We start from the raw sequence: 13,239 nt of genomic DNA on the forward strand, positions 1-13,239 counted from the left end.
AGCAGCACTATGATGATGGCCCTCGGCATGTTTGTCTTCAGCCTTCCCACGCTGGCTTATCAGGAGTTGCAACGTCAGACCGAGTGGAAACACGTCAGCAATTCCCGTGTCGGTGCGCGGGACGCCTTTCAATACACTGGCAAAGGCGATGACAGCATCACGCTCTCCGGCTGGATCGCGCCGGAATTGACCGGGTCGCTGTACTCGCTTGACGCGCTACGTTTGATGGCTGACACCGGCAAGTCGTGGATCTTGATTCAGGGTAGCGGGCGCATTTATGGCTCTTACATCATCACCAGCATGAGTGAAGGCAAGTCGCACCTCGGCAATAACGGCGCTCCGGCGAAGGTTGAGTTCTCCATCAGCCTGAAATGTACCGACGACAGCGTGCTTCATTCACTGCAAAACCTCGGGAACATCGGCAACCTGCGCGACATGCTTAATCTCGAAGGGCTGGCGAATAATCTGAATGCGGTTAATGGTGTCGTCGGTAGTGTGATCGACGGCATTGGCAAGCTATGACCTCCCGTACCCCAGATTTCCGCGTGACGTTAGACGGTCGTGACCTGACGGCCATCATCCGCCCACGCTTGATCAGCCTGACGCTGACCGAATGTCGGGGCGAGGAGGCCGACCAGCTCGATCTGGCGCTGGACGACACTGACGGCCAACTCGCTATCCCGTCCAAAGGTGCAAAAATCCATCTGCATATTGGCTGGCGTGATAGTGGCCTCGTCGATAAAGGGTCTTTTACGGTCGATGAAGTCGAGCACTCGGGCGCACCCGATACCATCACGTTACGCGCCCGTGCCGCCAATCTGATTGACACCTTCCGCCAGTTGCAAGACCACAGCCCACACAACACTACACTCGGCGCAATCATTGAGCGCATCGCCTTCGAGCATCAACTGATGGCTGGTATCAGCGCCCCCTTGCGTGACGTCGTTATCAAACACATCGACCAGACCCGCGAGAGCAATGCCGCTTTTCTGCGTCGCCTCGGCAAAAAGTACGACGCCGTGGCCACTGTCAAAAACGATACTTTATTGTTCATGCCCATCAATCAAAGCAGTACCGTCAGCGGCAAAGCATTACCGGCCATCCATATCACGCGCAGTTTAGGCGATGGTCACCGCTACCACAGTGCCGAGCGCGATAGCTACAGCGGTGTACGTGTCTTCTGGTACGACGCCCAACGCGCCCGCCGTCGCAGCGTGATCGCCGGGGTCGCAGGCAACAGCAAGTGCCTGAAAACTACCTTCGCTACCGAAGCAGATGCGCGCACCACGGCCATCGCCGAATGGCAACGCATCCAGCGCGGGGTCTCATCCTTCGCGCTCAATCTCGCGCTAGGCGACCCCAACCTGATCGCCCAATCGCCGGTCATCGTCAGCGGTTTTAAAGCGCAAATTGACGCCACCGAATGGCTGATCGTCAAAGTTGCCAGCAGCATCGGCAGCAGCGGCTATACCCAGCAGATTGAACTGGAGATGAAGATGGAAGCGGCGGACGCCGAGCGGGAGGTGGAGACAGATCAGGATGAGGGCGTGACTGGCGTGAGTGCTGTCTGGAAGGATAAGGCTAGTAAAAAATCTGGCGAGGTATTTGCCGGGAGCGACCACAATCTGAAGAGGCTGCAACACGTTTATGCCAGCAAGCAAAGCGGACAACGTGCGGTCAATGCTGCGTGGAGGACGATTGTAGATAATCGGAAGATTATCGAAGAAAATAATGATGGTGCTTGAGTTACTGCCGACGTTACAAAGCACACAGCAATAGCTCATGAACGATCATTCTCACTTGACCATCTATTTTTACGTATATACAATAATCTAATGCAGATTTCTTACGATACAGATAAAAACAAACGCAACATCACCGAACGTGGGCTGTCATTTGACTTGGTAAGCAATCTGGACTGGTCCAATGCCCGCATCATCGAGGACACGCGCAAAGACTATGGAGAGTGTCGATTCCGGGTGTTTGCTTATCTCGAAGAACGCTTAATGGTATTGGTTTTACGCAACGCGATAAAGCTATCCATGTGATCAGTTTCCGTAAAGCAAATCCAAGAGAGGTAAAAAATCATGGTTAAGAAAATAGTCAATCCTGAATATATTAGCGAAGACAACCCAGAGTGGACTGTGGAAGACTTTGCAAACTCGCGTCCCGCGAAAGATGTTTTGCCTGAGCTGTTTGGCGAAAAAATTGCCGCCGAAATGTTGAAACCGAAACGCGGTCGTCCACTATCTGCGAATAAAAAAGAGTCTATTGCGATTCGACTTGATGCGGACGTATTGGCTGCGCTTAAGGCATCGGGGGATGGCTGGCAAACGCGCATAAATGATGCATTGCGTGCTTTGTTTATTGGTCGTTGAAAGTTACACGCATAATCTGATTTAAACGATCCATCAACATTTAAACGTGCTTTCATAGGACGACCTAAACAGCGATGAAAAATCACTTACCCTTGACTGACAAAGAAGGTGAAGTCCGCGAGCTAGCGGCGGAAGATTTTGCACGATTCAAACCGGTAGCGGAGGTGCTACCTGATGCGTTATTGGAGAAGCTAGGTGTGAGTCAGAAAATCAAGCGCTTAAAAACAAAAGGCCAGCAATTACGCTGACCTTTTGAGCGGCCACTAAGTGATTCTGTAGTGACCTCGTGGGCTATGCCCGAACGAAACATCTCATGCATTAATTATTTTGTCAAAGAGCGGCAATTAAGGCTATACGACGTATTATTACTAACGTTATCGATTTCGATCAGCCCCCAGCCATTTGAAGATTTTCAACTAATTCATCTTTTGACCAATTCGATAAAGAGTCCCGTCGCAGATTCAGATTCTTAAGCATAAAATCATTCGATATTTCAAATCTGTCTAGCAATGTGTACCAATTAAGTACATAGCGTTTCATTCTATCGTCGTCACTAACTAAGCCCATTTCTCCTTTAGGAATCTGGCTTTTCATACGGCTGGCAATTTCAGTATCAGTAGATGAAATTTTTCTACCGATCAAGATCAATTCGAAGTGCATTAGCTCACTATTAAATTCAGGATGTCTTTTTATGATGTCTGCGTAGTCATCTAGTTGCCTTAAATGTTTCTTATTTAATGCGATGCCAGGGCGTTTAATTTCAATAATGATGCAGCGATATTTTTGTTCTCCAAATGAATCGTGCGTAAGAATTTTTCTTGCAAGGAAAAGGTCTGTTTGTCTTTTGGCACCTTCAATAGTCGCTCCACCCTCAACGTCACCATCCTCGATCGTATCTATCCCGCTTATACCGTCCCACAGGTCTTTGGCGATCTTCGTAAACGTGTCCTCCTCAGCACCGATTGTTTCGTACCGATGACCGAACAACCATGTGTTGCTCTCAATGATTTTTTGAAGATCAGGAGTTTCTAATACGTCTTTGAAATGGACGTTCATCAATTCACGAAGTTTATTCACTGCCGATTGACGTTGCCGTAAGACCTCAATCGTACTGACTATATTTTCTAGCTGGGTCGTTTTCAATTGCATCTCCAAGAGGTCGAGAGAATTTTTATCTAAGTCTAAAACGCTATCCAAAATTTCGAAAATGGCGTCATTTTCGTTTGAGACGGCTATTCTATCCAACAGTCTAATGATTACTTTTCTTTGTTTTTTATTCAGCGAGTTAAAGACCGTTGGATCAGCGGTATAGATTGATTTAACAATTATCTTTGTATTAATCAATCGGTATGCTGCTTGTCCTGCTTCAACACCCTTGTATTCTGGAAATATTCCATCAGTAACGTATTTTTCGATTTCAGCATCAACGAACTGCCTGAGAAAATCCTCATAGACACGCTGAGCAAAGTCGTTGACTGATCTAATTAATTTTTTCCACTCATCCGAATCCGTAGTGTGTGTTGGCGCTGTAAATAAATTTACACCCTCTACAGAAAAATCGTCAGCCCATGAGGATTGAATATAAATACTAGTAAAGAAATTCGCTTTTTGATTAAAACTGCTTAATTGCTTGTGTACCGTATTTCCCGCGCCGTTTAGAAGATACGTGAAAGATTTTTCTGATGAAGGTTTTTCGAACCAACGAATAATTTTTACGTTAAAAATCACTGTATCTATCGTGACTTTTTCTTCATGGATTTCATGACCTGGGACAGTCACATTGTTGCCATTGATCCGAATTATTCGGTCAGGATTTAGTGCAAGATACCAGCCAAATTCTGTTGAAAAATATTCATGGAGCTTATCTAAGGCTGGTAAGTTTTCATGAAAGTTAGATAACTCAATAAAAGTGCCTTTCGTGCAATCTCTGAGTGCGTTATGCTGATATTGGGCATCAATTTTCTTTGCAGAATAATGCTTTATATTAGTGCCTTCAATCTTGATTTTCGCATGACCTTTCAGGGATTTTGTGTGCCACGTTGCCTCATGACATGTTCGGTGAAATGCTAGCCGCCCTCGTCCGTGTGAACCGTGTTGCCCAGCGTCTTCTTTCTTGTGTGAGTCATTAAATTTTCCGAAATTATCCTTCATATTTTCGAAATCAATTCCATCGCCATTGTCATGGACATAGACCGAATCGATAAAATCCATTTTATTGTCACGTATTCCGATATCGACGATGGAAGCATTTGCATCTAGTCCGTTCCAAGCGAGTTCGAAAATCGCGGCACACGGCTCAATGTTTTTGAAATGCTTCTTAATTCCCTCGTCACTAATCTCGGCTATACCAGAAAGATCGATTTCGGACATGTGGCTCCCGCTCGTTAATTTAAATGTTGTGCTAGATACGAGTAGCATCAGTTGTACATGCTAGCCTTTCCGTGTACTTAGCGAGCACAAACCATACCATTACGAAAACACTGCCTACAATGCAAGTCTCGCCCAAAAATCGCCTTACGCAGCTGTTTGGAATTCATCTATTAGCGTGATTTTATTGGCGTCTTGGTACCGATTACTTTGAGTATGCCCTGCAAGTTGGCTCTATCGCGCATATCGAGTCCTCGATAGCCGGATAGTAATTCCATCTCTTCTGGTGTGAGAGCAGTCGCTGAACGCTGTCCTGTCAGAACATATTGGACATCGCCACCTGCCACTGAAAATGCCTCAAGTGCATCGCCACCTGGTGCTGCTTGACCGCGCTCATACTTGCTGGACATCTCCCTACGGACACCCATCTGATCGGCCATTTCTTGTTGAGTAAATCCGAGACGATCCCGCTCTTCGCGTAGACGCTCACCGCAGCTAGTATTAAAAGACACAATATATCCTTGACTTTGCGTATTTGAATGCACATAATTACACCATCCCTAGCGAGCACAAATCATACCATTATGAAAACAACATCTACTGCCCAACGCTCACCCAAAAACAGCCTTACGCAACCACTCGGCATACGCCTAAAGCCAGAAGAACAGGCACTCGTCGAACAGTATGCTGCCGACGAATATTTGTCTCGCGCGTCATTCCTGCGTCGCATGGTACTGCGCGGTTTGCAACAGTACCAGCGTGAACTTGCAAGCAATTCCTAAACAGATCAGAGGTCACGATGAATAAGATAAAGCTTACAGATATATCTGCCCATCAGCACACAAATCTTATTGCGGGGCAATCATGAAGCGCCCCATGCAGATCGAACAAGCGTTGCGTAGTGCCTTGACTGGCCCGGGTCGCCAGAATGTGCAAAAACGGGTGGGCTGGGACGATTCGCAGGTTAGTCGTTTTCTCAATGGCGGTCAGGGGGTTGTGATCGACAAACTTGATGTATTGGTGGCCGCTGTTGGCTTTGTGATGGTAACCGGGAAGTATCTCGATGCGATGTCTACGTTGGGTGAGGTTGGCATGCATTGCGAGTGTGCGCGGCAGGGGCAGGGCGAATGTTCTCGCCAGGTAGGACCGTAAATAATTGTAGGTAGTCATTGTTACCGGCGTCAGGGCCGATTGTGTAACAAGTTAAGAGAATCACCAAGATGAGAAACATTGGACTATGTTGCCCCCATTGCGAGAGCACGCCACGCGCTGTTAAAAGCCGGGTGCTGTCTTCATTGATGAAGGAGATTACCTATATGTGCCGCAACCCGGACTGTGGTTATGTGTTTGTCGCCAGGTTGGAAATTGCGCGCACGTTGTCGGTCTCGTCTATTCCAAAGCCTGAGTTGAAGGTGCCGCTGTCGCAGCATATTAACTGGACGGCGATTCATCAATTGAGCTTGAATTTGAGTGTTGTATGAGGTGCCGTTATTCGGCGTAGTGGATTTTTTACAAATAATTTATAAAGGAAATTATATGGTTGGCATATCCCACGATGAAGAAGCGTATTTGATTGGCCAACAAAACGGTGTCTGTTTCCCAAAAATCTGCCCGTGTGGTGCAGGCAGACTTTTGGATGTTACCGAGATATTTGGTGGTAAAGAAATTTTTGTTATGTGCTCTGCGATTCAGCAGACGCAATCGTGCCGTCTATCAGGTGTCGTGCCAATTTCAACGCTTGAATCTGTACTACATCAACCGACTGCCCTACGTTTGGAAGAAGAAGCGTGAAATGCATCCGTTGACCAACGTTCATATTAAATTCAAGTGTCGTTAGCAATTGACCAGTCTCTGTATTTTGTACGGTTAATGCTGGATTCAATAATGTCATCAGTAATTCCTTTGTCGTTAATTGATGTGTGGAAGCTGAAATTTAACATACTGGAATTGGTTCAAAAAAAATGCATCCTTACCTCATCCGATGAATCTGAATTTAACTGCAACCGGAGGCTGTACATGACACATCACCCTATTCTCGCCCCGCCGATTCTACGGTCTAAGTAATCCTCTCCCCCCGTTGTGTTTTGTCATGCCTGTTATCAGGCGTGCTGGTTTTGTACGTCCTCACATAAGGAAATCACATGCAACCGTATAGCGCTAAACAGATGGTTCACCCTTTACCCAGCCCGTCAGGTCAGCGTATGGCCTGGCAACACCGACGGCGTCTTGTCGCTTGCAAGAGGGCCTGTAAGGTCTTTGGATCGGGGTTGCTGTGTGGCTTTGTGTTGTGCGCGCCGGCACTTGCGGTGGCGCTTGGTTGGGTGGGGGATTAATGCCATGAAACCAGCAGCTGATAAAAAAACTTTCTCCGTCTGCATCAAGCCTGATCCTGATCACTCACGCAAACGGCGCACAAAGTCGGCCAGCCAACGCTTGCGCGAGTATCGCCAGCGCAAGAAATTCAATTTCTTACATTCCGTCACCAGTCATGAAAAATCGTCATGACCGCGCCCATCGTGAGTCAGGCCGATCTGTGTCATGTGCATGCGGCGATGGGGATTACCGTGCCGCTTGATCAGGTGTCGCCGTTGTTGTTGACGACACTAATGGCGGTGGCGCGTGCCTGGAAGAAGAGGCCGCCTCGGCAGGCTGTTGATTTAAAACGCCGTGCGGCTGGCGATAACGACTATTTTTTACCAGAGGAGAACTACCATGCAGCAGACTGAAAATTCCATACTCGTGTTTGAAAATACCGAGTTCGATGTTGTTGATCTACGCAATATTCCGTGGTTAAGGTGTCCCCAGATCGGGGACGCCTTAGGGTACGAAAAAGGCAGAATCTCTGTTCATAAATTATATGAAGCAAACGCCGACGAGTTCACCGAAGAAATGACACAGATCATCGAACTCGATACAGCCGGTGGCCGTCAACCCGTGCGCATTTTCAGCCCTCGCGGCTGCTATCTGATCGGCATGTTGTCCCGCACAGAAAAATCCAAAGCATTCCGTCAATGGGTGCTTGATGTCCTGGAGGGTCGCCAGCCACCGCGCCAGAGTATCTGTATGACGGTGCCGCAACAATTAGCGGCCTTGCGTTATCGCGGCACGTTAATCAACGAGCTGGCGAGTACGCGCACGCAGGGCGTGGCGGTGGAGTTGTATGCCAATTTGCGCCACGTCTCGCGCTTGCTGGCGATGCCGATTTCTGCTCTTGATACGCTGGTGCCGGCGTTGCGGCAGGGATCGCTGGAAGTGACTGCTTAGCACACCACGCCTTGTCTTAACCTGCTGTGCCTTATTGATTGCTGATGATGATTCCCTCTTTACACGCTGACATTCTTACCCGCTTTTCTGAATTTAATTTCAAGCAGGAGCAGAGTGGTTATTTGCGCGGTGGCGTTTGTCCCCAGTGCCAGAAAAAAGAGTTGTACGCCCACGCTGATCATCCGTGGGTAGTGCGCTGTGGCCGCTTAAATAATTGCGGCTGGGAGGGCCACGTTAAAGAGTTGTATCCGGAGTTGTTTGATGACTGGAGCAAGCGGTATCAGACGCCGGAGGCTTCTCCCCATGCAGCGGCAGACGCGTATATGCAGCATGGGCGTGGCTTTAGTTTGGCACGGGTGCAGGGGCTGTATCGGCAGGAAAGTTACTTCGATAAGGATTTGAGTATGGGTAGCGCGACGGTGCGCTTTGCGGTGGCGGAGGGGTATTGGGAGCGCCTGATCGATAAGCCGCAACGGTTTGGTAAGAAGAAGGCGCGCTTTAGTTATGGGGCGAGTTATCAGGGCAAGTTCTGGTCGCATCCTGGGCATAGTTTGCAGACGGTGAAAGAGCTGTGGATTGTGGAGGGTATTTTTGATGCGATCGCGCTTGAGCATCACGACATAGCAGCGGTATCGATCATGAGTTGCAACAATTATCCATTGCAGTCGTTGCAGGATTTGCGCGATGCACGTGGGGACCAGAAGTGTCGTTTGGTGTGGGCGTTGGATGGGGATGCTGCTGGCCGTAGCTTTACGGTCAAACATGTGAAGCGGGCGCGGGAGGCGGGCTGGGAGTGTACTGCCGCTCAGATTCCACAGGGCGGCAAGACTAAGCTGGATTGGAACGATTTGCATCAGCGCGATAAGCTGACGCCCGGTGATATCGACGATTACCGCTATCACGGGGCGTTGCTGATGGCGGCTAGTGCGAGCGAAAAGGCGTTGCTGATCTATGGCAAGGAAAGCAAGCTGGAATTTGACCTGGCGTTTCGCCATCGTTTGTTCTGGTTTGATCTGAATTTGTCTGAGTATAACAAGCAGATGGACCAGCTCGATAAGGATGACGATGCCAATATGTTGTCGGAGGCGGCTAAGCGCGAGAAGGCGTTGTCTGCCTCGCACAGTATTCGCCCGATTGCGAATTGCCATCCGACGGCGCTGTATTACCAAAAGAATGAGATCACGGATGAGGCCTGGTATTACTTTCGGGTGGATTTTCCGCATGACGGGGCGTCGATCAAGAATACGTTTACCAGCGCGCAGATTGCTAGCGCGGCGGAGTTTAAGAAGCGGCTGTTGGGGATTGCGCCGGGTGCGATGTTTAGCGGCACCAGCGGCATGCTGGACCGGATGATGGAGCGCGATTTGTTTCATATCAAACGGGTGGAGACGATTGATTTTGAGGGATATAGCAAGGAGTACGGGTGCTATGTGTTGGACGATGTGGCGGTCAAGGATGGCGTGCTGCATGAGGTCAATGGTGAGGATTTTTATGATTTGGGCCGGGTGGCGGTGAAGTCGTTGAACCGGTCGGTGACGCTGGCTATCAATCGCGATCCGGAGGGGTATACGAGTGAGTGGGTGGGTCTGCTGTGGCAGGCGTTTGGGGCGAAGGGGATGGTGGCGCTGACGTTTTGGTTTGGGACGCTGTTTGCTGAGCAAATTCGGGCTGCGCAAAGTTCTTATCCGTTTTTGGAAGTGGTTGGTAAGGCGGGGGCTGGTAAGTCAACGCTGATTGAGTTTTTGTGGAAATTGTTTGGACGCAATGGCTACGAAGGTTTTGATCCGAGCAAGTCGAGTCTGGCGGCGCGGGCGCGGAATTTTTCGCAGGTGTCGGGCTTGCCGGTGGTGCTCATTGAGTCGGACCGCGAGCGCATGGATGGCGAGAAGAGCCACGTTAAATCTTTCGATTGGGATGAGCTGAAGACGGCCTATAACGGGCGCTCGACCCGGGCGCGGGGGATGAATACGGGCGGCAATGAAACCTACGAGCCACCTTTTCGTGGGGCGATTGTGATTTCACAGAATAATCCGGTGAATGCGTCGGAGGCAATTTTGTCGCGGATCGTGCATTTGTATTTTGACTTGACGACGCAAACGCCGGAGTCGGGCGAGGCGGCGGATGCGTTGAAGTTTATGCCGGGGGCGAACGTGTCGGGCTTTATTCTGGCGGCGACCAAGCGCGAGAAGAAGATCATGGAGACGGTGGCTGAGCGCACGGCGGTGTATCTGAAAGAGTTGCGTATGCGGCCTGAGATTAAGATGCCGCGTCTGGTGGAAACCCACGCGCAGATGCTGGCGCTGACCGATGCGCTGGGGCTGGTGATCAAGTTGACACCGGAGCAGCACAAGGCGATGCGCGAACAAATCATTGTGATGGCCGGTGAGCGCCAATTGGTGATCAATGACGATCATCCGCTGGTACAGGATTTTTGGGAGGCGTTTGACTATCTCGATAGTAACGATCTGCACCGCCTGAATCATTCCCGCGATCCACAATTGATCGCGGTCAATCTGAACCATTTTGTACAAATCGCGGCCGAACGCCGCCAGCAGATTCCGGTCATCGGTGACCTTAAAAAAGTGCTGCGCACTAGCCGCCGCCGGAAATTTATCGACGTGCGGGTGGTTAATAGCCAGATCCGTGCACGCGATAACGCTATTGCCAGCACGGCGATTAAGTGCTGGGTATTTCAGAACGACAAACCGACTAGTTAACCTATGGAGAACTGTATGACGCATTTAATTAAACGTGTCGCATTACTGGCACAAGAATTGGCTATCGACCCTGAGAACATCGGGACCATGAGCATTGACGAGGGGGTGGCTGCGGCATTGCTGCACGGACGGCTTGATTTGCTGTCGGCGCGATTTGATCATCCGCTGGACGCGATTGCGCAATTGGATGAGCCGTGGCTTGAGGCGGTGCTTGAGGCGCATCGGATTGGGTGGAGGTAACTAGGTAGTTTATTTAATAGTCGTTTATCAGACGAGAAGAAGAAAAGTTTCTCAAATTCAATATGCTACGCTATCAGACCATCGCAAAATTTTCAGCCGAATCGGGTTATACGGAAGATGCTATCAATAGCAAAATCCGTGACGGCGTTTGGCTGGAAGGGTCTGTCTGGACCAAGGCACCGGATGGGAGGCGGTTGATTGATGTTGAGGGATATTACCAATGGGTAGAGAAGGCACGGGCGTCAAAGCTGCAAGCAAAACGTCAATTGAAATCACCTTTGCCTATCGTGGCAAGCGCTGCCGCGAACGTATCAAACTCGCCCCCACCGCTCCAAATATAAAGCGTGCTTTCCAGCATCGCGCCGCTATCCTTGATGCGATTCAAAAAGGCACTTTTGATTATAGGGTGACGTTTCCGGACAGTAAAAATGTGGTGCATTTTGTGGAGCGACAAGGTGAAATCATCACCGTGACCGCCTATCTTGACGATTGGCTGGAACGGCAACGGGCGCATTTAAAAGCATCGAGCTATAGCGGCTATCTAAAAATCGTCAATCACCATTTGATTCCTGCATTTGGAAAATTGTTGCTGTGTGATCTTAAGCGGGTACAGATCAAAAACTGGTGCGCAACGCTGACTATCAGCAACAAGGCGATTAAAAACCGCTTATCTGTTTTGCGTGCTGCGCTGGGGGAGGCAATGCAGGATGATTTGATCGACAACAATCCGCTGTATGGATGGCAATGGAAGAGTAAAGAAGCGCCGGACAAAGTCGATGACGTTGATCCCTTTACGGCCGAAGAACAAACACGCATCCTTGAGCAATTATGTGGACAGGAACGTCATCTTTTTCAGTTTGCGTTTTGGTCCGGCATGCGCACCTCTGAACTCATCGGCATTGAGTGGGGTGACGTTGATTGGCATCGCGGAACCATCCAGGTCCGCCGTGCGCTGACGACTGCTGCAATTCAAATAAAAAGCACCGGCGAAACGCCAAAAACCTCGGCTGGCAAACGTGAAGTAAAACTTCTGGCACCGGCGATTGAGGCGCTGTTGGCTCAGAAAGCGTACACCTTCATTGCCGGTGAGCACATTTTTAATAATCCGCGCACTAATGCGCGTTGGGGCGGCGATCAGGTCATCCGTGGTGCCTGGAAGCGTGCGGTGCTGTTGAGTAAGGTGCGTTACCGTCGTCCGTATCAGACGCGCCATACCTATGCCAGCATGATGCTGACCGCTGATGAGTCGCCGATGTGGGTGGCGCAGCAGATGGGGCATAAGGATTGGACGATGATTGCTAAGGTTTATGGGCGGTGGATTCGGGATGCTCGGCCTGAGGCTGGGGGAGGGCGGTGGCTATGTTTGCGGGGGGTGGTGAATCAATGCCAGGACAGAAAAAAAATACAATTAGCCATCGGTAATTTTTCATCGCGTTTTCGAAGCCCGAAAGCTCAACGCTGGGCCTCAAATTGTTGTACCCCTCGATTTAGAAATTTACCGACCGATTCAATCATGGCCATTAAGCCGATGGAGTAGATTTGCTGGGCCGTTTTCAACGTAACAAGATTGATCGCCGGACTAAGCACCCCATGCTTAACCGAATCGCAAAGAAGGCGCAAAGCCTGTGTTGGCTGGCCACGCTCGAGTGCCTCTCTGACCAGATCGTGTAACTGCTTGTTGAACATTGCATCACCGTATCTGGAAGGATCAAGCTCAAGTCGATCCAAGGCGGTAAGTTTTGCAAAGGTTAGCCCTGAGGCCGGATCAATCATTGTACCGACACGGGGAGAATGGTTTTTGCTCTCAACCCATTCTTCAGAACCAAACATTCGGCACATGACAAAGACTTTTTGCAGCCAACAAACAGCTGAGAGCGACGATCTTGGCTCTTGTTCATAGTAATACTGGAACTCCCCATAGACTTGATTCGCCATTGTTTGTGCCAGTAGCCCCTTTGAGTCGGCAAGCCCAGGATCCTCACATACCTTACCTTGCTCCAAAATCAGCAAAGCCAAGGCATGATTCAGATTGGAAAAAGCCTCAGACAATTTAAATATCGACTGATGCAGTTTCAAGAACCATTCCTCAGATTGAAGATCGATCTTAGCGCTTTCCATAATTAACCTAAAGTGGTTCGTCCATGTGAGTGTATCGTAGCTTAAAAATGGATGAAAAAGCTGGCAAAAAAGCTGTCATTTGAATGCCAATATCATCCTATTTAGCCCTATCGATCGCCCAATAAAAAACGCGTAAGTCTTTGGAATCAAAGGCT

Annotated in this window: 18 protein-coding genes; 15 read left to right on the forward strand and 3 right to left on the reverse strand. The window is 49.4% G+C overall.

Annotated elements, in window-relative coordinates; genetic code table 11:
* The first annotated feature begins 9 nt into the window (after nt 1-9).
* The 5 genes from ACVBEF_RS01215 (at nt 10) to ACVBEF_RS01235 (ending at nt 2,626) form a co-directional block, all read left to right on the forward strand.
* Complete coding sequence (locus tag ACVBEF_RS01215; protein ID WP_447122126.1) at nt 10-522, forward strand: phage tail protein; 513 nt, start codon at nt 10-12, stop codon at nt 520-522.
* On the forward strand, nt 519-1,745 hold the full coding sequence (locus tag ACVBEF_RS01220; protein WP_447122127.1) for a phage late control D family protein: 1,227 nt from the start codon (nt 519-521) through the stop codon (nt 1,743-1,745). Before ACVBEF_RS01215 ends, ACVBEF_RS01220 begins: the two co-directional genes overlap by 4 nt.
* 90 nt (nt 1,746-1,835) lie before the next feature.
* Nucleotides 1,836-2,048: a BrnT family toxin gene (locus ACVBEF_RS01225; protein WP_447122128.1), complete on the forward strand. Its 213-nt coding sequence runs from the start codon at nt 1,836-1,838 to the stop codon at nt 2,046-2,048.
* 39 nt (nt 2,049-2,087) lie between these two features.
* Nucleotides 2,088-2,378 (forward strand): BrnA antitoxin family protein, encoded by a 291-nt coding sequence (locus ACVBEF_RS01230; RefSeq protein WP_447122129.1) that lies wholly within the window; start codon nt 2,088-2,090, stop codon nt 2,376-2,378.
* A gap of 74 nt (nt 2,379-2,452) precedes the next feature.
* Nucleotides 2,453-2,626: a hypothetical protein gene (locus ACVBEF_RS01235; protein ID WP_447122130.1), complete on the forward strand. Its 174-nt coding sequence runs from the start codon at nt 2,453-2,455 to the stop codon at nt 2,624-2,626.
* Between the two features lie 139 nt (nt 2,627-2,765).
* Here the strand turns inward: ACVBEF_RS01235 and ACVBEF_RS01240 are convergent, their stop codons facing one another.
* Together ACVBEF_RS01240 and ACVBEF_RS01245 are read right to left on the reverse strand one after the other, a co-directional pair.
* A complete protein-coding gene (locus tag ACVBEF_RS01240) occupies nt 2,766-4,748 on the reverse strand; it encodes an ATP-binding protein (RefSeq protein WP_447122131.1) in 1,983 nt (660 codons plus the stop codon).
* Between the two features lie 170 nt (nt 4,749-4,918).
* Nucleotides 4,919-5,257: a helix-turn-helix domain-containing protein gene (locus ACVBEF_RS01245; RefSeq protein WP_447122132.1), complete on the reverse strand. Its 339-nt coding sequence runs from the start codon at nt 5,255-5,257 to the stop codon at nt 4,919-4,921.
* A 72-nt stretch (nt 5,258-5,329) separates the two neighbouring features.
* On the opposite strand from ACVBEF_RS01245, the gene ACVBEF_RS01250 reads away from it, so the two are divergent.
* The 10 genes from ACVBEF_RS01250 (at nt 5,330) to ACVBEF_RS01295 (ending at nt 12,503) form a co-directional block, all read left to right on the forward strand.
* The gene (locus ACVBEF_RS01250) at nt 5,330-5,527 is read left to right on the forward strand and encodes a hypothetical protein (RefSeq protein ID WP_447122133.1); all 198 of its coding nucleotides are present in this window, start codon (nt 5,330-5,332) and stop codon (nt 5,525-5,527) included.
* 82 nt (nt 5,528-5,609) lie between these two features.
* A complete protein-coding gene (locus ACVBEF_RS01255; protein ID WP_447122134.1) occupies nt 5,610-5,897 on the forward strand; it encodes a DNA-binding protein in 288 nt (95 codons plus the stop codon).
* A 68-nt stretch (nt 5,898-5,965) separates the two neighbouring features.
* Nucleotides 5,966-6,226, forward strand: coding sequence for an ogr/Delta-like zinc finger family protein (locus tag ACVBEF_RS01260; RefSeq protein WP_447122135.1), 261 nt, complete (start codon nt 5,966-5,968; stop codon nt 6,224-6,226).
* Nucleotides 6,227-6,281: 55 nt separating this feature from the next.
* Nucleotides 6,282-6,536 (forward strand): hypothetical protein, encoded by a 255-nt coding sequence (locus ACVBEF_RS01265; RefSeq protein WP_447122136.1) that lies wholly within the window; start codon nt 6,282-6,284, stop codon nt 6,534-6,536.
* 546 nt (nt 6,537-7,082) lie between these two features.
* Nucleotides 7,083-7,250 (forward strand): hypothetical protein, encoded by a 168-nt coding sequence (locus ACVBEF_RS01270; RefSeq protein WP_447122137.1) that lies wholly within the window; start codon nt 7,083-7,085, stop codon nt 7,248-7,250.
* On the forward strand, nt 7,247-7,471 hold the full coding sequence (locus ACVBEF_RS01275) for a hypothetical protein (RefSeq protein WP_447122138.1): 225 nt from the start codon (nt 7,247-7,249) through the stop codon (nt 7,469-7,471). Before ACVBEF_RS01270 ends, ACVBEF_RS01275 begins: the two co-directional genes overlap by 4 nt.
* Nucleotides 7,458-8,009, forward strand: coding sequence for a BRO-N domain-containing protein (locus ACVBEF_RS01280; RefSeq protein ID WP_447122139.1), 552 nt, complete (start codon nt 7,458-7,460; stop codon nt 8,007-8,009). Before ACVBEF_RS01275 ends, ACVBEF_RS01280 begins: the two co-directional genes overlap by 14 nt.
* A 44-nt stretch (nt 8,010-8,053) precedes the next feature.
* Complete coding sequence (locus ACVBEF_RS01285) at nt 8,054-10,726, forward strand: toprim domain-containing protein (protein ID WP_447122140.1); 2,673 nt, start codon at nt 8,054-8,056, stop codon at nt 10,724-10,726.
* A 15-nt stretch (nt 10,727-10,741) separates the two neighbouring features.
* Nucleotides 10,742-10,966, forward strand: a complete 225-nt coding sequence (locus ACVBEF_RS01290) for a hypothetical protein (protein WP_447122141.1) — start codon at nt 10,742-10,744, stop codon at nt 10,964-10,966.
* Nucleotides 10,967-11,186: 220 nt separating this feature from the next.
* On the forward strand, nt 11,187-12,503 hold the full coding sequence (locus ACVBEF_RS01295) for an Arm DNA-binding domain-containing protein (RefSeq protein ID WP_447122142.1): 1,317 nt from the start codon (nt 11,187-11,189) through the stop codon (nt 12,501-12,503).
* On the opposite strand, the gene ACVBEF_RS01300 is transcribed toward ACVBEF_RS01295, so the two are convergent.
* On the reverse strand, nt 12,419-13,084 hold the full coding sequence (locus tag ACVBEF_RS01300; protein WP_447122143.1) for a hypothetical protein: 666 nt from the start codon (nt 13,082-13,084) through the stop codon (nt 12,419-12,421). The two genes, ACVBEF_RS01295 and ACVBEF_RS01300, sit on opposite strands and share 85 nt — an antisense overlap.
* Nucleotides 13,085-13,239: the final 155 nt, after the last annotated feature.

The organism is Glaciimonas sp. GG7 (assembly GCF_052976905.1).

Excerpts from the sequence above, each read along its gene's own strand:
- ACVBEF_RS01300 (WP_447122143.1), bottom strand. The coding sequence starts at position 13,084 with ATGGAAAGCGCTAAGATCGATCTTCAATCTGAGGAATGGTTCTTGAAA.
- ACVBEF_RS01290 (WP_447122141.1), top strand. The coding sequence starts at position 10,742 with ATGACGCATTTAATTAAACGTGTCGCATTACTGGCACAAGAATTGGCT.
- ACVBEF_RS01215 (WP_447122126.1), top strand. The coding sequence starts at position 10 with ATGATGATGGCCCTCGGCATGTTTGTCTTCAGCCTTCCCACGCTGGCT.
- ACVBEF_RS01285 (WP_447122140.1), top strand. The coding sequence starts at position 8,054 with ATGATGATTCCCTCTTTACACGCTGACATTCTTACCCGCTTTTCTGAA.
- ACVBEF_RS01255 (WP_447122134.1), top strand. The coding sequence starts at position 5,610 with ATGAAGCGCCCCATGCAGATCGAACAAGCGTTGCGTAGTGCCTTGACT.
- ACVBEF_RS01225 (WP_447122128.1), top strand. The coding sequence starts at position 1,836 with ATGCAGATTTCTTACGATACAGATAAAAACAAACGCAACATCACCGAA.
- ACVBEF_RS01270 (WP_447122137.1), top strand. The coding sequence starts at position 7,083 with ATGAAACCAGCAGCTGATAAAAAAACTTTCTCCGTCTGCATCAAGCCT.
- ACVBEF_RS01230 (WP_447122129.1), top strand. The coding sequence starts at position 2,088 with ATGGTTAAGAAAATAGTCAATCCTGAATATATTAGCGAAGACAACCCA.
- ACVBEF_RS01265 (WP_447122136.1), top strand. The coding sequence starts at position 6,282 with ATGGTTGGCATATCCCACGATGAAGAAGCGTATTTGATTGGCCAACAA.
- ACVBEF_RS01235 (WP_447122130.1), top strand. The coding sequence starts at position 2,453 with ATGAAAAATCACTTACCCTTGACTGACAAAGAAGGTGAAGTCCGCGAG.
- ACVBEF_RS01250 (WP_447122133.1), top strand. The coding sequence starts at position 5,330 with ATGAAAACAACATCTACTGCCCAACGCTCACCCAAAAACAGCCTTACG.
- ACVBEF_RS01280 (WP_447122139.1), top strand. The coding sequence starts at position 7,458 with ATGCAGCAGACTGAAAATTCCATACTCGTGTTTGAAAATACCGAGTTC.
- ACVBEF_RS01220 (WP_447122127.1), top strand. The coding sequence starts at position 519 with ATGACCTCCCGTACCCCAGATTTCCGCGTGACGTTAGACGGTCGTGAC.
- ACVBEF_RS01275 (WP_447122138.1), top strand. The coding sequence starts at position 7,247 with ATGACCGCGCCCATCGTGAGTCAGGCCGATCTGTGTCATGTGCATGCG.
- ACVBEF_RS01240 (WP_447122131.1), bottom strand. The coding sequence starts at position 4,748 with ATGTCCGAAATCGATCTTTCTGGTATAGCCGAGATTAGTGACGAGGGA.
- ACVBEF_RS01260 (WP_447122135.1), top strand. The coding sequence starts at position 5,966 with ATGAGAAACATTGGACTATGTTGCCCCCATTGCGAGAGCACGCCACGC.
- ACVBEF_RS01295 (WP_447122142.1), top strand. The coding sequence starts at position 11,187 with ATGGGTAGAGAAGGCACGGGCGTCAAAGCTGCAAGCAAAACGTCAATT.